Annotated in this window: 23 protein-coding genes; 8 read left to right on the top strand and 15 right to left on the bottom strand. The window is 60.9% G+C overall.

From position 1 onward, the window contains the following. Window positions 1-11: 11 nt before the first annotated feature. Window positions 12-1,025, bottom strand: coding sequence for a porphobilinogen synthase (gene hemB, locus L8K08_RS20565; protein WP_242199659.1), 1,014 nt, complete (start codon window positions 1,023-1,025; stop codon window positions 12-14). Window positions 1,026-1,233: 208 nt separating this feature from the next. Here hemB and L8K08_RS20560 point away from each other — a divergent pair, with 208 nt between their 5' ends. Continuing rightward, complete coding sequence (locus L8K08_RS20560) at window positions 1,234-1,881, top strand: DedA family protein (protein ID WP_106576073.1); 648 nt, start codon at window positions 1,234-1,236, stop codon at window positions 1,879-1,881. Here the strand turns inward: L8K08_RS20560 and L8K08_RS20555 are convergent. Next, on the bottom strand, window positions 1,862-3,097 hold the full coding sequence (locus L8K08_RS20555; protein WP_242199657.1) for a sterol desaturase family protein: 1,236 nt from the start codon (window positions 3,095-3,097) through the stop codon (window positions 1,862-1,864). The genes L8K08_RS20560 and L8K08_RS20555 overlap by 20 nt on opposite strands. A gap of 116 nt (window positions 3,098-3,213) precedes the next feature. On the opposite strand from L8K08_RS20555, the gene elbB reads away from it, so the two are divergent. Beyond that, on the top strand, window positions 3,214-3,879 hold the full coding sequence (elbB, locus tag L8K08_RS20550) for an isoprenoid biosynthesis glyoxalase ElbB (protein WP_145158018.1): 666 nt from the start codon (window positions 3,214-3,216) through the stop codon (window positions 3,877-3,879). Window positions 3,880-4,105: 226 nt separating this feature from the next. Here elbB and L8K08_RS20545 read toward each other — a convergent pair whose 3' ends face one another. Further along, window positions 4,106-4,561, bottom strand: a complete 456-nt coding sequence (locus L8K08_RS20545; protein ID WP_101273534.1) for a YaiI/YqxD family protein — start codon at window positions 4,559-4,561, stop codon at window positions 4,106-4,108. Window positions 4,562-4,563: 2 nt separating this feature from the next. Beyond that, a complete protein-coding gene (locus tag L8K08_RS20540) occupies window positions 4,564-6,459 on the bottom strand; it encodes an FTR1 family protein (protein WP_242199654.1) in 1,896 nt (631 codons plus the stop codon). 256 nt (window positions 6,460-6,715) lie between these two features. On the opposite strand from L8K08_RS20540, the gene L8K08_RS20535 reads away from it, so the two are divergent. Genes L8K08_RS20535 through L8K08_RS20520 form a run of 4 tightly spaced genes read left to right on the top strand, consistent with a single transcriptional unit; the run spans window position 6,716 to window position 9,859 of the window. Next, window positions 6,716-8,110: a hypothetical protein gene (locus tag L8K08_RS20535; RefSeq protein ID WP_242199652.1), complete on the top strand. Its 1,395-nt coding sequence runs from the start codon at window positions 6,716-6,718 to the stop codon at window positions 8,108-8,110. A 10-nt stretch (window positions 8,111-8,120) separates the two neighbouring features. Then, window positions 8,121-8,492: a YcfL family protein gene (locus L8K08_RS20530; protein WP_242199650.1), complete on the top strand. Its 372-nt coding sequence runs from the start codon at window positions 8,121-8,123 to the stop codon at window positions 8,490-8,492. A gap of 35 nt (window positions 8,493-8,527) precedes the next feature. Continuing rightward, window positions 8,528-9,115: a penicillin-binding protein activator LpoB gene (gene lpoB, locus L8K08_RS20525; protein ID WP_106575805.1), complete on the top strand. Its 588-nt coding sequence runs from the start codon at window positions 8,528-8,530 to the stop codon at window positions 9,113-9,115. A 3-nt stretch (window positions 9,116-9,118) separates the two neighbouring features. Next, complete coding sequence (locus tag L8K08_RS20520; RefSeq protein ID WP_145158030.1) at window positions 9,119-9,859, top strand: penicillin-binding protein activator LpoB; 741 nt, start codon at window positions 9,119-9,121, stop codon at window positions 9,857-9,859. Between the two features lie 140 nt (window positions 9,860-9,999). Here L8K08_RS20520 and L8K08_RS20515 read toward each other — a convergent pair whose 3' ends face one another. The 3 genes from L8K08_RS20515 to L8K08_RS20505 form a co-directional block, all read right to left on the bottom strand. Beyond that, a complete protein-coding gene (locus L8K08_RS20515; RefSeq protein WP_242199649.1) occupies window positions 10,000-10,632 on the bottom strand; it encodes a LysE family transporter in 633 nt (210 codons plus the stop codon). A gap of 89 nt (window positions 10,633-10,721) precedes the next feature. Beyond that, a complete protein-coding gene (locus L8K08_RS20510) occupies window positions 10,722-11,294 on the bottom strand; it encodes a mechanosensitive ion channel family protein (RefSeq protein WP_145158036.1) in 573 nt (190 codons plus the stop codon). Next, complete coding sequence (locus L8K08_RS20505) at window positions 11,294-13,204, bottom strand: ATP-binding cassette domain-containing protein (protein WP_242199648.1); 1,911 nt, start codon at window positions 13,202-13,204, stop codon at window positions 11,294-11,296. Before L8K08_RS20505 ends, L8K08_RS20510 begins: the two co-directional genes overlap by 1 nt. 50 nt (window positions 13,205-13,254) lie before the next feature. On the opposite strand from L8K08_RS20505, the gene L8K08_RS20500 reads away from it, so the two are divergent. After that, window positions 13,255-13,719 carry a TIGR02444 family protein gene (locus L8K08_RS20500; protein WP_242199647.1) on the top strand — a complete coding sequence of 155 codons (465 nt, stop codon included), beginning with the start codon at window positions 13,255-13,257 and terminating at the stop codon, window positions 13,717-13,719. Here the strand turns inward: L8K08_RS20500 and L8K08_RS20495 are convergent. Next, the gene (locus L8K08_RS20495) at window positions 13,716-14,909 is read right to left on the bottom strand and encodes an AlgP family protein (RefSeq protein WP_242199646.1); all 1,194 of its coding nucleotides are present in this window, start codon (window positions 14,907-14,909) and stop codon (window positions 13,716-13,718) included. The two genes, L8K08_RS20500 and L8K08_RS20495, sit on opposite strands and share 4 nt — an antisense overlap. A gap of 192 nt (window positions 14,910-15,101) precedes the next feature. Here L8K08_RS20495 and L8K08_RS20490 point away from each other — a divergent pair, with 192 nt between their 5' ends. After that, entirely contained in the window at window positions 15,102-15,779 is a 678-nt protein-coding gene (locus L8K08_RS20490; protein WP_242199644.1) for an FKBP-type peptidyl-prolyl cis-trans isomerase, read from the top strand. Window positions 15,780-15,832: 53 nt separating this feature from the next. Here the strand turns inward: L8K08_RS20490 and rsd are convergent, their stop codons facing one another. From rsd to L8K08_RS20455, 7 genes are all read right to left on the bottom strand, one after another. Then, window positions 15,833-16,291 (bottom strand): sigma D regulator, encoded by a 459-nt coding sequence (gene rsd / locus L8K08_RS20485; RefSeq protein ID WP_106575814.1) that lies wholly within the window; start codon window positions 16,289-16,291, stop codon window positions 15,833-15,835. A gap of 209 nt (window positions 16,292-16,500) precedes the next feature. Further along, a complete protein-coding gene (locus L8K08_RS20480; RefSeq protein ID WP_242199642.1) occupies window positions 16,501-17,022 on the bottom strand; it encodes a disulfide bond formation protein B in 522 nt (173 codons plus the stop codon). Window positions 17,023-17,257: 235 nt separating this feature from the next. Beyond that, the gene (locus L8K08_RS20475; RefSeq protein ID WP_242199641.1) at window positions 17,258-18,499 is read right to left on the bottom strand and encodes a heme biosynthesis protein HemY; all 1,242 of its coding nucleotides are present in this window, start codon (window positions 18,497-18,499) and stop codon (window positions 17,258-17,260) included. 5 nt (window positions 18,500-18,504) lie between these two features. Next, window positions 18,505-19,620 (bottom strand): uroporphyrinogen-III C-methyltransferase, encoded by a 1,116-nt coding sequence (locus L8K08_RS20470; RefSeq protein WP_145158053.1) that lies wholly within the window; start codon window positions 19,618-19,620, stop codon window positions 18,505-18,507. 41 nt (window positions 19,621-19,661) lie between these two features. Then, window positions 19,662-20,411, bottom strand: coding sequence for a uroporphyrinogen-III synthase (locus L8K08_RS20465; protein WP_242199639.1), 750 nt, complete (start codon window positions 20,409-20,411; stop codon window positions 19,662-19,664). Next, the gene (gene hemC, locus L8K08_RS20460) at window positions 20,408-21,349 is read right to left on the bottom strand and encodes a hydroxymethylbilane synthase (RefSeq protein WP_119737271.1); all 942 of its coding nucleotides are present in this window, start codon (window positions 21,347-21,349) and stop codon (window positions 20,408-20,410) included. Before hemC ends, L8K08_RS20465 begins: the two co-directional genes overlap by 4 nt. Window positions 21,350-21,486: 137 nt before the next feature. After that, window positions 21,487-22,233, bottom strand: coding sequence for a LytTR family DNA-binding domain-containing protein (locus tag L8K08_RS20455; protein ID WP_145158061.1), 747 nt, complete (start codon window positions 22,231-22,233; stop codon window positions 21,487-21,489). Window positions 22,234-22,523 lie beyond the last annotated feature (290 nt).

The following is a 22,523-nucleotide window of genomic DNA, read 5'->3' as shown; positions in this document are numbered from 1 at the left end:
TCCTGTGAGGGCTATTGTTGCTCTCTAAGCAATTGGGCGGCGCGGGCGGCGAAGTAGGTCAGAATGCCATCAGCGCCGGCACGTTTAAAGGCAGTCAGGGATTCGAGGATCACCGCTTCACTCAACCAACCATTCTGGATCGCGGCCATGTGCATCGCGTATTCACCGCTGACCTGATAGACAAAGGTGGGCACCTTGAATTCCTCTTTGACCCGATAAAGGATGTCCAGGTACGGCATCCCTGGCTTGACCATCACCATGTCGGCGCCTTCAGCCAGATCCGCCGCCACTTCGTGCAGGGCTTCCTGGCTGTTGGCCGGGTCCATCTGGTACGAGGCCTTGTTGGCCTTGCCCAGGTTCAGTGCCGAGCCCACCGCATCGCGGAAAGGCCCGTAATAGGCGCTGGCGTACTTGGCCGAGTAGGCCATGATCCGCACATTGACGTGGCCGGCCAGTTCCAGGGCTTCGCGAATCGCCTGGATGCGACCGTCCATCATGTCCGACGGCGCGACGACCTGGGCGCCAGCGGCTGCGTGGGACAGCGCCTGTTTGACCAGCGCATCGACGGTAATGTCGTTTTGAACATAGCCGTCTTCGTCAAGAATGCCATCCTGGCCGTGGGTGGTGAACGGGTCCAGCGCCACGTCGGTGATCACACCCAGCTCCGGGAAACGCTCGCGCAGCGCGCGGGTAGCACGCTGGGCAATGCCTTGCGGGTTCCAGGCTTCGCTAGCGTCAAGCGTCTTGAGTTCAGAGGGCGTCACTGGAAACAGCGCCAGCGCCGGAATCCCGAGTTCCACCCAGTTCGCCGCTTCGATCAGCAGCTGATCAATGGTCAAGCGCTCCACACCCGGCATCGATGCCACTGCTTCCCGACGGTTTTCACCGTCCAGCACAAACACCGGCAAGATCAGATCGTTCGTCGTCAGCACGTTTTCACGCACCAAACGGCGAGAAAAATCATCACGGCGATTGCGGCGCAGGCGGGTAGCAGGGAACAGGCGATTGGCAGGGGTAAAGCTCACGACAGACTCCTGAGCCCGTGTTTACGGGCGAGCGTTGCAGTTATAAGCGGCCATTATGACGAAGGAATGACAGTTGTGCTTATCGATGCGACCTGCAGTCGCATTCGTCGCATATGTAGGAATTGTTCACTTCGTGACACATCTCGATACTTTCATGAATGTCCACGAAGGCGTAGGCTGCGCGTTCATTTCGCCAGCACCCCAGACCATGCTTCAACAATTTCTGCATGACTTCGGCTACTTTGCGCTCTTCCTGGGCACGTTCTTCGAAGGCGAAACCATTCTGGTTCTCGCAGGCTTCCTGGCGTTCCGTGGATACATGGATATCAACCTGGTGGTGGTCGTTGCCTTCTTTGGCAGCTATGCCGGTGACCAGCTGTGGTACTTCCTGGGGCGCAAGCATGGCCGCAAACTGTTGGCGCGCAAGCCGCGCTGGCAATTGATGGGCGACAAAGCGCTGGAACACATCCGCAAGCATCCGGATATCTGGGTGTTGAGCTTTCGGTTCGTCTACGGGCTGCGCACCGTGATGCCGGTGGCGATTGGCTTGTCCGGTTACCCGCCTTTGCGCTACTTGCTGCTCAACGGCATTGGCGCTGCGGTGTGGGCGGCGGCGCTGGGCGCTGCGGCTTATCATTTTGGCGCGGTGCTGGAAGGCATGCTCGGCAGCATCAAGAAATATGAGCTGTGGGTGTTGGGCGCACTGCTGTTGCTGGGCTTGGGCCTGTGGCTGCGTCGCCGCTTCAAGAACGCGCGCATTGCCCGCCAGGCCTGCGAAGATGCCAAGGCCCGGCTGGCCGCAGAGCAACTCGCAGAGCCCGCCAAGGTCGACGCGCCTAAGACGCCAATCGAGTAAGCCGGTCTCTGCAGCAGTAGAGACCGATCACGCTGAGCAAGCTGTAACTCACCAGGCCCAGCCAGCCCAAATTGCTGGCCGGCCATAGCCCGACCAGCGGCGCCAGCCATACCAACGGTACATTCAGCCCCAGGCGCACCAGCTCAGCCTTCAGGGCCCAGGGGCGATTCTCCAACGCCACGCCCAGCGTGAACAACCCTAACGCCATTGCGCTCCAGCCCAGGATCAACGCCGCCGTGGGCAGCCCTTCGCCTGCATTCATCAGATAGCTGCCAAACCCCACATACGCCGCAAATTGCAGGGCAACGTAGACCTGCTGGCGTGCGTCCAGCGGCACTTCAAATTTGCGGAACTGGCTCAAGTCGGGCTTGGTCAGCGGGTACTTGGCCTTCACGTCCGCCGGGCGCCAGCCGGTGCGCATGAACCAGATGCGCAGCTTGTCCCACCAGCGCTCGGTACGCCGCGCATCACTCCACAACTGTGCATAAAACTGCAGGTTGGCCCACAGCGGGTTCCAACTGGCCAAGGGCGTGGTCACGCCAAAGATCACCGGTTCGTTGTCGTCTTCTTCCTGGAAGCTGCCGAACAGCCGGTCCCAAATAATGAATACGCCGCCATAGTTGCGATCCATGTAAAGAGCGTTCTGTGCATGGTGAGCCCGATGATTGGACGGTGTGACGAAGAACCATTCGAACCAGCCAAGCTTGGGCACGTGGCGGGTGTGCACCCAGAATTGATACAGCAGATTGAGCGAGGCCACGCTGATAAACACCACCAGCGGCACGCCCACCACGGCCAGGGGCAGGTAGAAAATCCAGCTCAGCAAGAAGCCGGTGCTGGTCTGGCGCAAGGCGGTGGTGAGGTTGTAGTCCTCACTCTGGTGATGCACCGAGTGCGCGGCCCACAGGATGTTGCGCTCATGGCCGCAGCGATGCAGCCAGTAGTAGCAGAAGTCATAGAACACAAAGGCGAACACCCAGGTCCACACATTCTGGGCCGAGAGTTCGATCAAGGCCAGGTGCTTGAGGGCGAAGGCGTAAGTCAGCAGCCCGACCCCCTTGGTCAGCAAGCCCGTGGTAGTGGACAGCACACCCGTGCTGAGGCTGTTGATGGCGTCGGCCACCCGATAGTTGCGCGCGCCGCGCCAACGGTCGGCCAGCAGTTCAACCACGATCAAGGCAATGAAAAACGGTACCGCGTAAGGCACGAAGTCCATGGGCTAGTCCGGTCTGTTTTTGTTAGATCAAGATTAGGTGTAGCGGCGCGAGATCCCATTGGCAACAGATGACAAATTAGTAGACATTTAACGCCATGAAATAGGGAGAAATACTCATGAGCAAAAAGATTGCAGTGATCCTTTCCGGCTGTGGCGTGTACGACGGCGCAGAGATCCACGAAAGCGTGATCACCTTGCTGCGCCTGGACCAGCGAGGCGCCCAGGTCCAATGTTTTGCGCCGGATATTGCGCAACATCACGTGATCAACCACCTCACCGGCGAAGAGATGCCCGAGTCGCGTAACGTGCTGGTGGAGTCGGCGCGGATTGCTCGGGGTGACGTGAAAGATATCCGTGAGGCCCGCGCCGAAGACTTCGATGCGCTGATCGTGCCCGGCGGGTTTGGCGCGGCGAAGAACCTGTCGAACTTTGCCGTGGAAGGTGCGGGTTGCAGCGTCAACCCGCAGGTGCTGGCGCTGGCGGAAGCCTTCGCCGAAGCGAGCAAGCCGGTGGGGCTGATCTGCATTTCGCCGGCACTGGCCGCGAAAATCTACGGCCCAGGCGTGACGTGCACCATCGGCAACGACGCCGACACCGCCGCTGCCCTCGACAAGATGGGCGCCACCCACCGCGACTGCACAGTGGAAGACATCGTCGAGGACACCCCGCGCAAACTGGTGAGCACCCCGGCCTACATGCTTGGCAAGAACATCAGTGAGGTGGCCTCAGGTATCAACAAACTCGTGGATCGGGTGCTGGAATTGACCCACGAAAATGATTGAGCGCGTCCCGAACACTTAAGGGTGGTTAGCCCACCGTTGTGGCAGGCAGGCTCTTCGTGGCGAGCGGGCTTGTTGTGGCGAGCGGGCTTGCCCCGCGTTGGGCTGCGCAGCAGCCCCAATCCAGACAACGCGGTCAGTCAGTTAATCTGCGGCGTGAAGTTTTGGGGCGGCTTCGCCCCCCAACGCGGGGCAAGCCCGCTCGCCACAAGAACACTGCTCGCCAACGTCAGGCCTCGCGCATCAACTTGGTCAATATCCTGTCCAACGCATTGGCAAACGCCTGCTTATCCTTTTCCCCATGGGGCGGCGGGCCTCCGCCCATCTGGCCCTGCTCGCGCAGATCCGTGAAAAGGTTACGCACCGCCAGCCGTTCGCTCATGTTGGCCGGGCTGAATTCCTTGCCGCGAGGGTCAAGGGCCGTGACGCCCTTCTTCACCAGCCGGTCGGCCAAGGGCACATCGCTGCAAATCACCAGCTCACCGGGCACGGCGTGCTCCACCAGGTAGTCATCCGCCGCATCCGGGCCGCTGGGCACCACGATCAACTTCACACAAGCAAAGCTCGGTTTGATCTGGCTTTGCCCCGCCACCAGTACCACCTCGAACTGGCGCTTGAGGGCGAATTTCACCACCTGGTCCTTGGCCGCCCGTGGGCAAGCATCTGCATCGATCCACACGCGCATGGTCAGGCTGCCACGCGGCGTTTTTCTGCCAGGCGGCTGCGGCCGTACAGCACCACAATCGCCAGGATCGCCACGGCCTGCGCACTCAACGAATACGCGTCGGCGTGGATGCCCAGCCAGTCGAAGTCAAAGAACGCCACCGGCCGTGTGCCGAAGATGCCGGCTTCCTGCAAGGCCTTCACGCCATGCCCGGCGAACACTACCGACAGCGCGCACAGCAGCGCCGCGTTGATGCCGAAGAACAACGCCAAGGGCAGCTTCGCCGAGCCGCGCAGGATCACCCACGCCAGGCCCACCAGCAGCACCAGCGCCGTGGCGCCACCGGCCAGCACCGCGTTGTGCCCGGCGGGGCCGGCTTGCAGCCACAGGGTTTCGTAAAACAGGATCACTTCGAACAGCTCGCGGTACACCGAGAAGAACGCCAGCATGGCAAAGCCGAAGCGCCCGCCGCCGCCCACCAGGCTGCTCTTGATGTAATCCTGCCAGGCCGCCGCGTGGCGTCGGTCGTGCATCCACACGCCGAGCCACAGCACCATCACACTGGCAAACAGTGCCGTGCAGCCTTCAAGCAATTCACGCTGGGCGCCGCTGACGTCAATCACATACGCCGCCAATGCCCACGTCGCCAGGCCGGCCAACAGCGCCAGGCCCCAACCGACGTTGACGCTGCGCACCGCCGATTGCTGGCCGGTGTTACGCAGGAAAGCCAGAATCGCCGCCAGCACCAGGATCGCTTCCAGACCTTCACGCAACAGAATCAGGAGGCCGGAGATGTAACTCAACGACCAGCTCAAGCCATCGCTGCCCAGCAAGCCGACAGATTCAGTGAGTTTGCCCTTGGCCACGTCCAGACGCTGCTGCACCTGCTCGATCGGCAGGCCGTCCTGCAATGACTGCCGGTAGGCCATCAGGGCTTTCTCGGTGTCCTTGCGCACGTTGGCGTCGACGTTGTCCAGCGAGCTTTCCACCAGCTCAAACCCTTCCAGGTAGGCGGCTACCGACAAGTCGTAGGCCTGTTCGTGATCACCGTTGCGGAACGCGGCGAGGCTCTTGTCCAGCGTGGTCGCGGTGTAATCGAGCAACTGCGCCGGGCCACGCTTGACCTGCGGTGGCTGCGCACGTTGGGCGCGGAACGTCGCGGCGGCCGCCGGGCCATTTGCGGCGAGCACTTCATTGGGGGTCTGGCGGGCCAGGTCGGCAAGGTTGAAGGGTTGTTCGCTGTTTGCCGCAGTCGGGTCAGCGGTGAAACCGGCGATGTAGGTCGCCAGGTCCCAGCGTTGACGGTCATCCAGTTGGTCAGCGAAAGACGGCATGTCAGTGCCCTCGACGCCCAGGCCGAGTGTGTTGTAGATCGCGTAAAGGCTCAGGCGGTCCAGGCGCGCGGCGTCACGCAGGTTTGCGGGCGGCGGCGTCATGCCCGTGCTGGCCGGGCCATCACCGGCGCCCGCAGTGCCGTGGCATACCGAGCAGTGCTGGGCATAGAGCGGTGCGCCACGCGTGGGGTCTGGGGTGATCGCCGGAGCCTGGCTGACTTCGTACGCCACTGCCAACTTGGCACCTAATTGACGGGCCTGGTGGGCGACGGTCGCGCCCTCTTCACGCGCGGTCACCGCCGCCAGCAATTCATTGACGCCCTTTATCAAATCGGCGCGTTCGGGCTTCTCGGGTAAATCCGCTACCAGGCCCTGCAATACCCCAAGAAACTCCACCTGCTCGCGGTATTCGGATTCATCCACGACCTTGCCCGCGTCCACCGCTGGCGGGTAGTCGGCACCGATGTAATCGAGCAGATGCAAGGCTTGAGGCGCGCCCTCGGCAGTTGCCGCCAACAGATTAAAGCTGCACGACATCAGCGCCGGCAGCAGGAGCCAGGCGAGAAAACGGTAAAGGGCAGTCATGAATGAATCTCAAAGGGAAATGCGAAGTAACACATTGTTTAACGTTAAGGGGTTTGACTCAAGACGTCAGTGATAAGGCGATGGAAATATCGCCGTCGACATGATGGCAATCGCACAAAAAACGGAGCAAAAAGCCATTGTTTTGCCAGTAATGGCGCCTATAATGCCGCGCCCTGTTATTGCGAAAGGGAATTTAATTCCTCGTTTTTATGAGGAATAGGCACATCGGCTGATTATTTTCAGGGAAGAAGTTTGTATGGCATTTCGCGCCCTAACCCCGCTCGCACTCGCGGCGGTGACCTTGCTGTCCGGTTGTTCGATGTTTCGCAGCTACGACACTGAGCTGCAAGCCACCAACCAACAGTTGGCCACCGGCAATGTCGACGGTGCCCTGACCCTGCTGGAAAAAAACAATACCGGCGACGACAAAGACCTGCTCTATTTCTTCGAAAAGGGCGAGCTGTTGCGCGCCAAGGGCGACCTCACCGGCAGCCAGACCGCCTGGCGCAGCGCCGACCTGCAAGTCTACAAGTGGGAAGAGTCAGTCAAATTCGACAGCGAAAAGTACCTCGCCCAGTTCGGCAGTTTCCTGGTCAACGACAAAGTGCGTCGCTACGAAGGTTATGACTACGAAAAAGTCATGCTCACCACCCAGATGGCCTTGAACCTGCTGGCCGTGAACGACTTCGACGGTGCCCGCACCGAGATCAAGAAGACCCACGAACGCGAAGCGGTGATCGCCGACCTGCGCGACAAGGAATACCTCAAGCGCGAAAACGAAGCCGAGCGCCAAGGCGTCACCACTCAGATCAAAGACTTGCGCGGCTACCCGGTGGAAGCACTGGACGCGCCGGAAGTGGTCGGCCTGAAAAACAGCTACCAGAGTGCGTTCAGCCATTACCTGGCAGGCTTTGTCTACGAAGCCCTAGGCGAAAAAGACCTGGCTGCGCCCGGCTACCGCAAGGCCGCCGAACTGCGCCCCAACACGCCGCTGCTGGAGCAGGCGTTGCTTGAGCTGGACAAGTCCAAGGTCGGCGCCGATGAGACCGACGTGCTGATCGTGGTCCAGAGCGGCCTGGCACCGGCGCGTGATTCGATCCGCCTGCCATTGCCGATCCCGATCAATGGCAACCTGGTGATCACCCCGCTGTCGTTCCCGGTGATCAAGGCCGACAACTCCACCGCGACCTTTGCCCAGATCGGCGTGGACGGCAAGCAACAGAACCTCACCGCACTCAACAGCACCACGGCCATGTCGCGCCGCGCGCTGCGTGACGACATGCCGGGGATCATTCTGCGCACCACCGTGCGTGCGGTCAGCCGTGGCGTGGCGCAGAACAACCTGAACAAGACCAACCCCATGGCGGGCCTGGTGCTGGGCATCGCCTCGGCCGTGACCGAAGGCGCCGACACGCGCACCTGGCGCACGCTGCCGGACCTGACCCAAGTGACGCGACTGCGCCTCAAGCACGGCGACCACCAGGTCAGCCTGCCCAACGCCCTGGGCGGCACGCTGGTGACGGTCAAGGCCGACCAGCGCTATCAGGTGATCACCCTGCGCGTGGTCGGCAACCAGGTATTCGCCGGTGGCCTCGCGGCCCACGTGGTGCCGAGTGCTGCCAACCAGGCCATCGCCCTCAAACAACCTTAAGGAGCACGCTATGCGTCATTTCATTCTCGGCGCCCTGGCGCTGGTCCTGCTCGCCGGCTGCGCCACCCCGCCGCCGCCGGAGCCTGGCAGCGCCGCCAGCAAAATCGTGGTGATGGGCACGTTCAAAGGCATCGCCGTCGGTGCCATTCGTGTGGCCCGTGAAAATGGCTTTCTCACGGCCAAGGTGCAGCTGAGCAACATCACCAGCAGCAACCAGATGATGTATTACCGCTTTGCCTGGCTGGGCGCCGACGGTTTCCCGGTGGGCGATGAAGACACCTGGAAAGTGCTGAACCTGTACGCCAACCAGGCCACGTTCTTGCCGGCCATCGCCAACCTGCCTCAGGCGGCAGACTTTCGTCTTGAAGTGAAAACGCCTTGAAGCCTTCACCTATCAGTTTTCAGAGAGATTTCCCCATGTTTGCACGCGTCTCGATTCTCGCCGTGGTTGCCCTGCTGGCCAGCGGTTGCTCCAACACCTCGCCGGTCCTTGGCGGCAAGAACATCAGCTACGGCGACTCTAAGGCCGTGGAATTGGTCACCAACGAGTTCGGCTCGACCGACCTGCAGATGATCGCCGAAAGCATGACCCGCTCCCTGGCCCAGTCTGGCATCTTGCAGGGCCGCCCGGTCGTGCAGGTGTATGACGTGAAGAACAAGACCAGCGAGTACATCGACACCCGTGAGATCACCACGTCGATCAAGACCCAGCTGATGAAGACCGGCACTGCGCGCTTCGCCAGCGACAACACCGATATGCAAAGCCAGGTTGACCAGCTCAAGCTGCAAAACCAGAGCGGCCTGTACAAAAAAGCCACCGTCAGCAAGACCGGCAATATGGTCGCCGCCAAGTACCGCCTGGAAGGCTCCATCAGCTCCATCGTCAAGCGCAGCTCGGACTACAAAGACGTCTTCTACAAATTCAGCCTGCAGCTGATCGACGTCGAGAGCGGCCTGGCCGAATGGATGGACGAGAAAGAAATCCGCAAAACCACGGAGCGCTGAGCAATGCGTGCATGGATCGGCATGATCGGCCTGCTGTGCGCCTTTGGCGCCTCGGCCGCCCCGAAGATCGCGGTGACTGACCTTGCCTACGAGGCGCGCGTCGAGGAGTACATCCACGCGGTCTCGGCCAGCAACAATTTCCAGGCCAGCGCCTATCAGGCCAGCGGTGCGTCGAGCTACAGCGAGTATGAGAGCCGCACCAGCTACATCGAACAGGCCGAGCTGCGTAAATTCAGCGGAGATATCAAGGGCGAGATTCTCAAGTCGCACCAGTTCCAACTGGTACAGGGCACGCCTTACACCGCCGACGCCAAGGGCGATGTGTATGACGTGATCAAGCGCATCAAGGCCGGCAACTTCAAGGGCGCCGACTACGTGCTGTTCGGCACCCTGTCAGACATCGACTTCACCCAGGACATCAACGCCCTGGACCACACCAACAGCTACTCGGCCGTGCTGGGCCTGACGCTGGTGGCGGATTTCAGCCTGATCAACACGCGCACCTTCGAGATCACCTCGGCGTTTACCGCGATGGGCGAAGGCCAGGACACCAAGCTGGTGAACAGCCGTGATGTGCGCGTGAGCCTGAACCGGCCGCGGGTGGTAAGGGACGTGTCGAAAGCCTTGGGTGAGGATGTGGCCAGGCAACTGGCAGAGCAACTGGGCGGCGGGTATCAAGACCCCGGCAAGCCTGCGCTGCGCAACAACCTGCCCAGGGATGAAGCGCCGAAGATTCTGCGCTGAAGCTGCGATTGCACACGCAACACAAAACAAATGTGGGAGCTGGCTTGCCAGCGATGCAGGCACCGCGGTGTATCAGTTACACCTTGGTGATGCTATCGCAGGCAAGCCAGCTCCCACATTTTTAGCCGGTTTTGTCAGCCTCAGGTCGTTGCGCGATGCAAGCTGGCCAGGAAACCCGCAGCCCCCACAAACAACCCGGCAAAGGTGCGGTTCATGCGTTTTTGCTGTCTAGGCGTGCGCAGCAGGCGCAAGACCTTCGACGCCAGCCCCGTATAGCCCGCCATCACGATCATATCGACGCTGATCATGGTCGCGCCCAGGATCAGGTACTGGATCAGCAGTGGCGCCTGCGGGTTCACAAACTGCGGCAGCACCGCCAGCATGAACACCAGGGCCTTGGGGTTGCTGGCATTGACCAGGAAGCCACGGAACATCATCGCCAGCGGCTTGCCGATCGGGCGTATGGCCGAATCTTCGCTCATGTCCATGGGCAGCGCGCGCCATTGCTTGACCGCGAGGTACACCAGGTACGCCACGCCAAACCATTTGATCGCATAAAACGCGTTCGAGGACGCCGCCAGAATGGCGCCCAGGCCGCCCGCGACCACGGCAATCTGCATCGCCAGGCCCAGTTGCAGGCCAATGGCATTCCAATAGCCGCGCAGGAAACCGTATTGCAGGCCGCTGGACATCGACGCGATGGCGCCAGCGCCGGGGGACAGGGAAATAATCCAGCTGGCCACAAAAAAGGCCAGCCATGTGTCGAGTGCCATTACACACCTCAGAGGGAGAGTTAGCGATTGAGCCTAAAACTAACTCCGCCGAGCAAAGGCTGGCTAGATATTTTTACAGGATGTAAATACTAGCGGTCGCCAGGGAACACATGGGTGCCTGGCCAACGCCGCACCGAGCGCTGGAAGAACAAGCTGTTAGGCACTTGCACCATCGCACTGTCGGTGCCGGCGTCCTGCACTTCGATCAGCGTGGTGTAGAGCAGGTTGATCGCCACGACCCGGCCTTTGACGCCCGGTTTGTCGACGGTATCCACCAACTCGACAATGTCACCCAGACGGAACGGCCCGACGGTGAAAATCAAGATCGCGCACAGCAGGTTGGACAGCACCGACCACATGGCGAAAAACGCCACGGCGGCCACCGCGACAAACCCCGACAGCGCCGTCCACAGCACCGTGGCTGACACGCCGAGACGGCCCAGCACGAAGATCAACGCGCTGCCCATGATCAGCCAGCGCAGGCCGCCACGCAGGGGCATCAGCAGTTGTGGCGGGAACGGGTAACGCTCCCCCAGACGATTCAAACCCTTGGCGACGAAACGCTGGGCGAGATAACCCGCCAGCAGGATCAGCAGGATTTGCACACCGATCCAGACCGGTTCGACCCACTGCGTCGGCAATGGCAATTGCAGCGCTTCCATCAGGACAGCGCCTCCAGCTCCGCTTGCAGGGTTTCCAGCAGTTCGAGGGCTTCCATCCAGGTTTCCTCCAACTGGCCTTCACGCACCTTGAGTTTGGCTTGTTCGGCCAACAAGTCGCGCAACTCGTCCTTGCGCGCCGCCTCGTACACGGCGCTGTCGCCCAGGCTGGTTTCGATCTTGGCCAGGCGCTCGTGCACCTTGCCCAGCTCGGCTTCCAGCTTGTCGGCTTCGCGCTTGTGCGGCGCCAGCTGCTGACGCAGGGCGGCGGCGGCCTGGCGCTGGGCCTTCTTGTCGGTCTTGTCCGGGTTGACCGGCGTGGTGCTGGCCGGCGCGTTGCGCAGACGGTAGTCCGTCAGCCAACGCGCGTAGTCGTCCAGGTCGCCGTCGAACTCTTCGACTTTGCCGTCAGCCACCAGCAGGAAGTTATCGGTGGTGCTCTTGAGCAAGTGGCGATCGTGAGACACCACCAGTACCGCACCACTGAATTCCTGCAGGGCCATGGTCAGCGCCAGGCGCATTTCCAGGTCCAGGTGGTTGGTCGGTTCGTCGAGCAGCAGCAGGTTTGGCCGGTCCCAGGCGATCAGGGCCAAGGCCAGGCGGGCTTTTTCGCCGCCGGAGAAATTCAACACCGGCTCATCGATGCGTGCGCCACGGAAGTCGAAGCCACCCAGAAAATCACGCAAGGTTTGCTCACGTTCGGTCGGCGCCAGGCGCTGCAGGTGCAACAACGGGCTGGCTTTGGAATCGAGGGAGTCCAGCTGATGCTGAGCGAAGTAGCCCACCACCAGGTTCTCGCCACGCGTCAGGCGGCCGGCCAGGGGTTGCAGTTCACCCGACAGGTTCTTGATCAGCGTCGACTTGCCTGCGCCGTTGGGACCGAGCAAACCGATACGCGCGCCCGGCGTGAGCTGCAGCTTGACCTTCTCCAGAATGGTTTTGTCGCCATAACCCAGGCGTGCATCCGAGAGGTCCAACAATGGGCTGGAGATCTTCACCGACTCACGGAACACGAAATCGAACGGCGAATCGACGTGGGCCGCCGACAGCTCTTCCATGCGCTCCAACGCCTTGATCCGGCTCTGGGCCTGACGGGCCTTGGTGGCCTGGGCCTTGAACCGGGCGATGTAGCTTTCCATGTGCGCACGTTGCGCTTGCTGCTTCTCGAAGGCTTGCTGCTGCTGAGCCAGGCGTTCGGCGCGGGCGCGCTCGAATGCGGTGTAGCCGCCACGGTAGAGCGTGATTTTCTTCTGTTCGACGTGGGCGATATTGTCGACCACGGCGTCGAGGAAATCCCGGTCGTGGGAAATCAGCAGCAAGGTGCCCGGGTAGCTCTTGAGGAAATCCTCCAGCCACAGGATCGCATCGAGGTCCAAGTGGTTGGTCGGTTCGTCGAGCAGCAGCAGGTCGGACGGGCACATCAGCGCCTGGGCCAGGTTCAGGCGCATGCGCCAGCCGCCGGAGAAGTCGGCGACCGGGCGGTCCATCTGTTCATTGGTAAAACCCAGGCCGGCCAGCATCTTGCGGGCGCGAGCGTCGGCCGTGTAGCCATCGGCACTGTCGAGTTCCGAGTGCAGGCGGGCCTGGGCGGCGCCGTCCTGGGCTTTCTCGGCCTCGGCCAGGTCGTGTTGCACCTGGCGCAGGCGCAGGTCGCCATCGAGCACGTAGTCGATCGCGATGCGGTCCAGGGTGTCGATCTCCTGACGCATATGGGCGATGCGCCAGTCGGCCGGCAGCAGGCAGTTCCCGGAATCCGGGGTCAGCTCACCGAGCAACAGGGCGAACAACGTGGATTTGCCGGCGCCGTTGGCACCGATCAGGCCGGCTTTGTGACCGGCGTGCAGGGTCAGCTCGGCGTCTTCAAGAAGACGTTGCGGGCCACGCTGTAATGTTAGGCTTTGAAGTCGGATCATAATGGCGGCGGAGTCTACCAGCTTCGTTGGCCGCTGGCTTGGGTGTGAATATGTGCGCTGACCTGTGGAGCTTTGCCCTCTCGACGTATGCCCACCCGGGCATTGAAGCTGCTTGCTTGCGCTTGCAGGCACAAGGCGCGGATGTGTGCCTGTTGCTCTGCGGCGCCTGGCTGGAGCAGCGCGGTGTTGCACCGACCGCCGAACGCATGCAGGCGTTGCGCCAGATTGCGCAGCCGTGGCAGCAAGACGTGGTCGAACCCTTGCGACAGGTACGCGTGCAGTGGCGAGCCATGGCGCAGCAGGATGCGCAATTGGCGGCGCTACGCGAACGGGTCAAGGCCCTGGAGCTGGAAGCTGAACGGCAGTTGCTGACGCGCCTGCAAGTGCTGGCGCAAACATGGCCGACTGGCGAGAAAGGGGGTCAATCGAGATGGCTTGAAGGCTTGGCGACCGGAGCCGCCAACCTTGACCACGACGCGCTGCAGTCGCTGCGCGTCGAGGCCACCAGCACTTAGGAAGCGCTGGTTGGGGTGGTGCTTGGCGCTGCCGGTGCAGGCGTGCTGCTGGCCGGCGCAGTTGGAGCGGTGGACGCTGCCGGGGTTGCAGCCGGAGCTGCCGGGGTTGCTGGCTTGGCCGGTGCAGGCTTGGCGGCTGGCTTTGCAGCTGGTTTTGCAGCAGCCGGTTTGGCAGCTGGCTTGGCCGCCGGTTTTGCAGCAGCGGGTTTAGCGGCTGGCTTGACGGCTGGTTTTGCAGCAGCAGTCTTAGCGGCAGGCTTGGCGGCTGGTTTTGCAGCAGCCGTTTTAGCGGCTGGCTTGGCAGCTGGTTTTGCAGCAGCAGTTTTAGCGGCTGGCTTGGCGGCTGGTTTTGCAGCAGCAGTTTTAGCGGCTGGCTTGGCGGCTGGTTTTGCAGCAGCAGTTTTAGCGGCTGGCTTGGCGGCTGGTTTTGCAGCAGCAGTTTTAGCGGCTGGCTTGGCGGCCGGTTTTGCAGCAGCAGTTTTAGCGGCTGGCTTGGCGGCCGGTTTTGCAGCAGCAGTTTTAGCGGCTGGCTTGGCGGCTGGTTTTGCAGCAGCAGTTTTAGCGGCTGGCTTGGCGGCTGGTTTTGCAGCAGCGGTTTTAGCGGCTGGCTTGGCGGCTGGTTTTGCAGCAGCAGTTTTAGCGGCTGGCTTGGCGGCTGGTTTTGCAGCAGCAGTTTTAGCGGCTGGCTTGGCAGCTGGTTTTGCAGCAGCAGTTTTGGCAGCTGGCTTGGCAGCAGCGGATTTGGACGCTGTCTTAGTCGAAGCCTTCGACGCAACGGCTTTTGCTGGCGTGCGAGCGCCCAGTGCTTTAGCCACGGCTTCTTTCACACGACCAACGCCCTGGGCCAGTTTCAGGCTTTCCTGAGCATCGCGTTTGAGTTGGGAAATGTAGGTGCGGGTTTCAGCTTGGCGATCCTTGAGGGCGTCCAGCAGATCCTCAAGTTCCTTAACGGCGTCTTTGGCTTTGGCTTGTGCCTTGGCCTTGCCGGCAGTGGCGGCGTCTTGCAGTTTGGTACGGGATTTGTGCAGCTTTTCTTGCGCTTTACCGCGTTGTTTTTCCAATTTGGCGAGCAGTTTTTCTGCATCAGCCAAGGCTTGGGAACACGCGCTTTCCAGATGTTCGAGCAAGCTGCCCGAAAGTTGTTGGAGTAAATGCAACGGGGTATTTACAGGCTTCTGTTTGGCCGACATGGTTTACCTCCTGGCTGACGTGGGTGCGGCTCATACTAGCCCTCTGCTCTTACCGCCGCTAGGGCATGTTGACAGTATCGTTTGCCTTGCGTTGCACCGTAGGAAAATTCTTATCGATATAACGAAAAACCACGGCACTTTTTGCGCACTCACACTGGCATAATCCGTCGCACTTTCGGCGGGAGAATAACCATGTCGCGTTACCTTTTTTTATTGCTTGGCTTGGTGGTTTCCATGACCCATGCGGCAGAACAATCGCCGTCAAAAACTACTGCCCAAGACCCGCACGACCTTGCTTACAGCCTGGGCGCCAGCCTCGGCGAACGACTGCGCCAGGAAGTGCCCGACCTGCAGATTCAGGCGTTGATCGATGGCCTTAAACAAGCCTATCAGGGCAAACCACTGGCGCTGGACAATGCACGTATCGAGCAGATCCTCGCCGAGCACGAAGCACAGAGCGCGGCCGAGGCTGAGGCGCCGCAAAGTGAAAAAGCACTCGCTGCCGAACAGCAATTTTTATCCAAGGAAAAAGCAGCAGCCGGCGTGCGTGAGTTATCGAATGGCATCCTGCTCACGGAGCTGACACCTGGCACCGGCAGCAAGCCGTTGGCCAGTGATGAGGTGCAAGTGAAATACGTAGGGCAGTTGCCCGATGGGACTGTCTTCGATCAGAGCACACAACCGCAATGGTTTCGCCTGGACAGTGTGATCAGCGGTTGGAGCAGCGCGCTGCAACAGATGCCGGTCGGCGCGAAATGGCGTCTGGTGATCCCATCCGCCCAAGCCTATGGCGCCGACGGTGCTGGCGAGTTGATCCCCGCTTATACGCCGCTGGTGTTCGAGATCGAATTGCTCGGTACTCGCCACTGACCCAATAAAAAACGGTGCGCCATGCGCACCGTTTTTTGTCTCGCCGCCAAGGCTCAGGCCTGGGTAGCGGCCTCTTCTTTGTGAGCGTTGTGCAACACTTCGATCAGGCAATCTTCCAGCTCGAAACGTTCGTGCAATAGCCCGCCAAGCTCTTTGAATTTTTCGGCAACGCATTTGCCGGCATCGCACAATTCAGTGAACACCAGCAGTTTTTCCGTAATGACATCGATGCGCGGGTAGATGGTCTCGGCCAAGTCCAGACCACGCTGATCATCAAAGGCTTCCGCCTCTTTGGTCAGTTGTTCGTAGACGCCGAAATGTCCAGCAGACACGTAGTCCACCAACACAGCGCAAAAGTCTTGCAGCGGCTCGCGATTCTCACCCAATGCTTCGGGCTTGGCGCCGAGAGCATCAAAGGCCCGAACCAGTTCGTGACGTGCCTTCAACCAGCTGTCGATCAGCTTGTGCACCCCACCCCAGCGTTCCTGAGCATTCTGACAACTTTCCAGCATGATGATCTCTCTTCCCTATAGGGGGCGCTGCCGCCTGTGCCCGCGCAACACTCAAGGATAAAAGCAGCAGCCGGACAAGGCCGCATTTGGCAAACGGTTTCGATAATGCGTGCGGGCCAGATTATGCCCGCATGACTATGGCTTCAAGGTACGCAGGAGAGAAAGTTCATACAAGTGTTTAATCCCGTCCTACGACCCGCGACACACTTTCAAGGCCTTGCGACGCCCCATCTGCGACTTAACAACGACCGTGAAAACTGCAGGATGCCCAGCATCAGCATGGCCAAAAAGAACAGCAAGCTCCATTCGGGAACGCTGAGGTCGAACAGTGTCCAGTTGATCTCAACGCAATCGACAGTGCCTTTGACGGTCAATTGCAGTGCTTGCCACAGCGACAGGTTTTCAATCATGTAGTGCAGGCTTGGCCAGCAATCGGTGGTCTGCTCCGGTGCGGCATTTTGTAGCAGCACCTGGCGTACGGCAGTGATAGCGCCGAGCAATGCGCAGCCCATGCTGGCAAACCCGTAGAGGTAAACCGCAGAGCGCTTTGGATTATGAATCGCCGCGACCAGATTGATCAGCGTGAAGGCTGCCAGAAAGATACGTTGCAGCTGGCAAAGGAAACACGGGCGTAGCAGCGCGCCGTACTCGAGATAAAACGACGCGCCCAACGTCAGCACACCAGCCATGAACGCCAGGAAAAACAAGGAGCGTGAAGGGGCCAAAGACATTGTTATCCGTACCGCAAGAGATAGGCCGTCACGGTAGAGGAAAGGCCTGACCCCTTTCAATACTCGTTAGAGCAGGCAATTCCGCGAGAGCATAGGGATATCTCGTCAGACCCTGGATGACTTTAAGCAGCTATCAGTAGGAATTTACTACGTAGCGCTTTAGACCCAGTATTTACAGGCTAACGAAGGTTGGCTCTCAGAAACATCCGAGCCAACCTTCGCCCTCTTTCCTACTTCAGACGCGCGCGGGCATGGGCAACGGCGAGGCCAGCAAGCGACTGTCAAGCAGCCCCAGCCCCTCCTGGAACAGCTGGTTGCTGCGCTCGGTGTCACCCAATTGGGCCAACAGCCGTGCCAGCTCAGCGCAGGCCTCAGGGTTGCGTTGCACCTGCAGGCTGCTTTCAAGGTAATCGCGCGCCTTGCCCCATAAACTGTTTTGCAGGCACAGGCGGCCCAGGGTCAGCAACAAGCTGGCATCACCCGGGTGGTCCTTGAGCCAGCCTTCGGCAAACTTCAATTGTCGGGCCGAATCAGCGCCTCGCAACAAACCATAAAGCCGGATCAAGTGGCTGTCATAGCCGCGTTTGATGGCGCTGCGCAGCACCTCCTCAGCCTTGGCGTCGGCACCCAGCCGGCGCAGTTGCTCGGCGTAAGCCAGAACCAGCTGTGGCTCCTGGCGCTGGGCGGAAGTGAGTTGCTCCCACGCCCGATCAAGAGACTGCAAGCCTGCTTCGCCCTGCTCTTCACGCTGGGCCGCCAGCCCGAGGTTTTCACCCCAGGCGCGACGCTCCAGCTCGGCCAGCTCGCTGGCGGGAAGGACTTTGTCTTTTCGCAGCTCCGGCAACAAGCGAATCACTGAAGACCAATCGCCCCGCTGCTGATGCAGACGCTGCAACTGGCGCAACACCTGCGGGTTGTGCGGATGACGCTCGTGCATCGCCTGCAAGGTCACCAGTGCGCCTTCTGTATCGCCACGGTCCATCTGCAATTGCGCATGGCTCAAGGCAACCGCCAGCTCAGCCTGAGGCTGGCGCTCCAGAGCGCGCTCCAGCAAACCGTCGGACTCTTCATAACGGCCCTGCTCATTGGCCGCACGTGCCGCGCCAAGGTAGTACAACAATGGCTGGCGCTCCGCTTCGGCGGCGCGGTGCAGGTGGCGTTCGGCACTGGCCCAGCGGCCTTCAGCGAGGTCCATCTGGCCCTGCTCGATCGCAATTTGTACCCGGCGACTGCGGTTACGTCGCGACCATGGGTTGACCACGCCACCGGAGGTGCTGAGCAGGCTCAGCAACACACGGATCAGATAGATCGCCAGGCCGACGGCAAACACGGCCACCAGCGTCGCCCACAGGCTCGACTCGTAATGCAGCAGATGGGGATAGGTAATCAGCACGTAGCCGGTGTGCTTGGAAATGCCCACGCCCAGCGCCAGGGCGATTGCAATTGCCAGGACCAGGATCACATAGAAACGCTTCATCGGCTCTACTCCTGGGTCGCCGGCGTGCCCGCCGACGCCTTGGCTTCATCGGCAGACAGATGACGACGTTCGAGGTAGGCCTGCACCGCGGCCAGGCTGGCCGCCAGGTCAGGCGTGGCCACGGAAACGGCCTTGGGCTCAAGCTCGGCGATACGCGCGAGCATCGCTTTGCTCTGCGGGTTGTCCTGGTTGAAGTTGTCTTGCAGCACGCTGCGCGCCTCGCCCAGGGAACGGCTGTACACCGCCGTTTCACCATTGAGCGCAGCCCATTGCGCCTGCTCAAGGGCCAGGCTCAGCGCCAGGCGTACCTGATTCAGGCCCTGACCGGCAAGCAACGGTCGAATGTTGTCGTCCGGGTTGAAATCGATGCGGAAGTAGCGGGAAATCTCCTCCCACCATTGGCTCAGGCGACCTTGCGTATCGCTGGTCGGGCGACCTTGAGAGGCCGGCTCGCTAAGCTGGTATTCCGGGGCAATAGCCGCCAGCTGTACAACCTGATCGCGCAGCGCGGCGAGTTGCAGGTAAAGCCCGGTGCGGTCCGGCTGCTCGGTACTGCGCAACGCGGCAAGGCTCTTGGCCAGTTGCTCGCGTGCGGCGTAGGAACCCGGATCGCTTTGCTCACGCAGAATTTCGTCAGCCCCCTGGACCAGAGACTGAGCGCTGTTGATGTCCTGCAGGGCAGACAAACGCAAGCTGGCCAGACGGATCAAATGCTCGGCTTCGGCCAGACGCCAGTCCTGGCGACTGGCACCCAGCACGGTTTCCAGGCGCTGGCTCAAGCGCTGCTGATCGCCCTGCAACTGGGTTACCAGACGGCGGCGTTCTTCCAGCTCATCTGCACCGGGCAATTGCGCCAGCCGGGTAGTCAGCTGTTGCTGGCTCTGCTTGAGAGACTGGGATTGCTCGTCGAGTGCCTGCACCTGGCTCGACTGCTGTTGACTGCCGGCTTGCAGGGCGCGGACCTGCCAAATGCCCCATCCGCCAGCGGCAACACCTGCGGCGCCGAGCAACAAGGCTACGATTGCCAGGCCATTGCCACGGCGTGGCGCGGCGACCGGTGACTCAGCCGGCGCATCAAGTGCGGGCTGGGTTTCATCTTTAGGCAAGGCTGTTTCGCTCACGTATCCGTCCTTTGCGTATCAGAGAGTGGGCGCGGCTTGCCTCACAAGGCAACGCTGCGCAACGCCACTAACAAAGCCGCGGCACTCGCACCGCGACAATCCACAACTTTTTCTGCGCCAGCGGCCCGCGCCATTTCATAGACGCGGGGGCTGGGCACGAACAATGGCAGCCGCGCCACCTGCGGCCAATCGAGGCCAGCCAACGCTTGCAGGTGCAAAAAACCCTGCCCACTGCTGACCACCACGCCGTTCAAGCGTTCCAACTGGATGCGTTGCATCAGCTCCCCGGTGTCGTAAGCCGGAAGGGTGCGACGATACAACTCCAGATAATCGACACTAGCACCTTGCTCGCGTAAACGCTCAGCCAGCAGCTCTCGCCCGCCTTCGCCACGCAGGATCAATACCCGGGCATCGGGGCGTGCGATAGCCTCGCGCAAGGCGGGCAGCGCAAGCAAGGCCTCGCTGTCGTCGCCGGTTTGCGGATAATGAACAGTGAGGTCGTGATCGGCCAGTATTTGTGCGGTGGCCGCGCCGACGCTGAACCAGGGCAACTGCGGCCAACGCCGATCCAGCTGTTGCAAGGCCAGGCGCGCGGCAGGCTTGCTGACCACGATGACCGCGCTATAACGGCCCAGATCACAAAAGACCGCTTGTTGCTCAGCCGTCACCGGCAAGGCCTGGATCGCCAACAATGGCAGGCTGCTGCTGAAAATACCGGCCTCGGACAACGTCGCGGCCAGGGCCGTGGTTTCCTCGGCAGGCCGCGTCAGCAACAGACGCCAGTCGGTCACTGCGGGCCAGCCTCGCCATAGATTTTTTGCAGAATCACACCGGCGCCTTTTTCCAGCAGCTCTTCTGCCACCTGGATTCCCAGCGCGGTAGCATCACGCTGTGGCCCGCGAACCTCGGCGGTGAGCAGCGTGCCGCCTGCGGGGTCGCCAACCAAGCCACGCAGCCACAGGTTTTCACCCTCGAGCACGGCGTAACAGGCGATCGGCACCTGGCAGCCACCGTTGAGGCGTTTGTTCAGCGCGCGCTCGGCCGTGACACGCACTTCGGTGTCTTGATGATCAAGGGGTTTGAGCAGGGCGTGAATTTCACTGTCAGCGGTGCGGCATTCGATCCCCACAGCGCCTTGTCCGCCCGCGGGCAAGCTGTCTTCTACGCTGATGGCCGAGGTGATGCGGTCTTCGAAACCCAGGCGAATCAGGCCAGCCGCCGCGAGAATAATCGCGTCATATTCGCCCGCATCCAACTTGGCCAGACGGGTGTTGACGTTGCCGCGCAGAAACCGGATTTGCAGGTCCGGCCGGCGAGTCAGCAACTGCGCCTGGCGACGCAGGCTTGAGGTGCCGACGACACTGCCCAAGGGCAGCTCATCCAGCGACGCATAAGTATTGGATACAAACGCGTCACGCGGGTCTTCGCGCTCGCAGATGCAATACAGGCCAAGACCTTCGGGGAAGTCCATCGGCACGTCTTTCATCGAATGCACGGCGATGTCGGCTTCGTTTTCCAGCAGTGCAGTTTCCAGTTCCTTGACGAACAAGCCCTTGCCGCCAATCTTCGACAATGGCGAGTCGAGCAGCTTGTCGCCGCGACTGACCATGGGCACCAGAGACACTTTCAACCCCGGATGGGCTTGCTCAAGGCGTGCTTTGACGTATTCGGCCTGCCACAAGGCCAGGGCACTTTTACGGGTGGCGATGCGGATTTCGCGAGAGGACATGGATCAATCCGTACTGAATAGATACGGCAGATAATAACAGCTCAGGCAAACACGCTTTGATTTGAATCAGCAAGTGCGGGGCCTCCCTGGCCGCGTCGCACCGGGATACAGAATGCAGACCTCGCCAAAGCCCCTGGCTAAAGCTGCTGCATCATCTTGCGCACACCGGCGACATGGCGTCGGCTGACGATCAAGGCATCGCCGTTAAGCCCTTTGAGGAACAACTGAAAGTGCCCCAGAGGCGTGCGCTGCAAGCGTTCTATTCGCTCGCGGGCCACCAGCGCATTGCGGTGGATGCGCACAAAGCGGTCGCCGAATTCGTCCTCAAGGGCCTTGAGCGGCTCATCGAGCAACACTTCACCCGTCTCGTGACGCAAGGTCACGTACTTGTGGTCGGCGATAAAGTAGACCACCTGGTTCAGCGGAATCAGCTCAATACCTTTACGGGTCCGCGCGCTGATATGGCTGCGTGGCCCATTACCACTCTGAGCGGCTGGCTGGGTCAAAGCGGCGAGCTGGACGCGGTTGGGACGCTCGGCCTTTTTCAAGGCTTTGAGCAGCGCCTCAGCACTCACCGGTTTGGCAAGAAAGCTGACACCGCTGTCTTCCAGGGTCTGCGCAGAAAACTCTTCGTGAGCTGCACACAACACCACGGCAGGCGGCGATTCTCGCTCGCTCAGGCGGGCGGCCACTTGCAAGCCATCAAGGCCTGGCAGGCGAATATCGAGCAACACCACATCCGGTTTGAGGCTGTCGATCAGCGTCAACGCCTCTTCGCCGTTGGTGGCGCTCGGTTCAAGGACTGTATAACCCTCGAGTTCACTGACCAAACGGCTCAGTCGCTCGCGGGCTTGGGGTTCGTCATCAACGATCAGGACATTCATATTGCGCTGGATTCCTGCGTGAGTCTCGCACAAGGATAGCGTAGACAGGTGCGGTGACTTGCGTCACAGCGATCCACGCTAAGACTAGCGCGAGCGGCAAAAAGTGCCCCGGCAGCGGCACCCATATTTACCCGGACCTGTTCAATTGCGCCCAAGACCTGCTGCCTTCGGGCATCGTCGTAGGGTTTGCTGATACACAATCCGAATACCCCCCTTTTTTAATGGATAGTCTGGGCTATGACCGCATCACCCGACTTTGGTGCATTCACGCTCTATCAGTGCAACTGTAG

The sequence above is a fragment of the Pseudomonas sp. TREG-RG-20F-10-E-6-01 genome (assembly GCF_022662455.1).
Classification (GTDB): domain Bacteria; phylum Pseudomonadota; class Gammaproteobacteria; order Pseudomonadales; family Pseudomonadaceae; genus Aquipseudomonas.
This window is presented reverse-complemented; position numbering and strand designations above follow the sequence as displayed.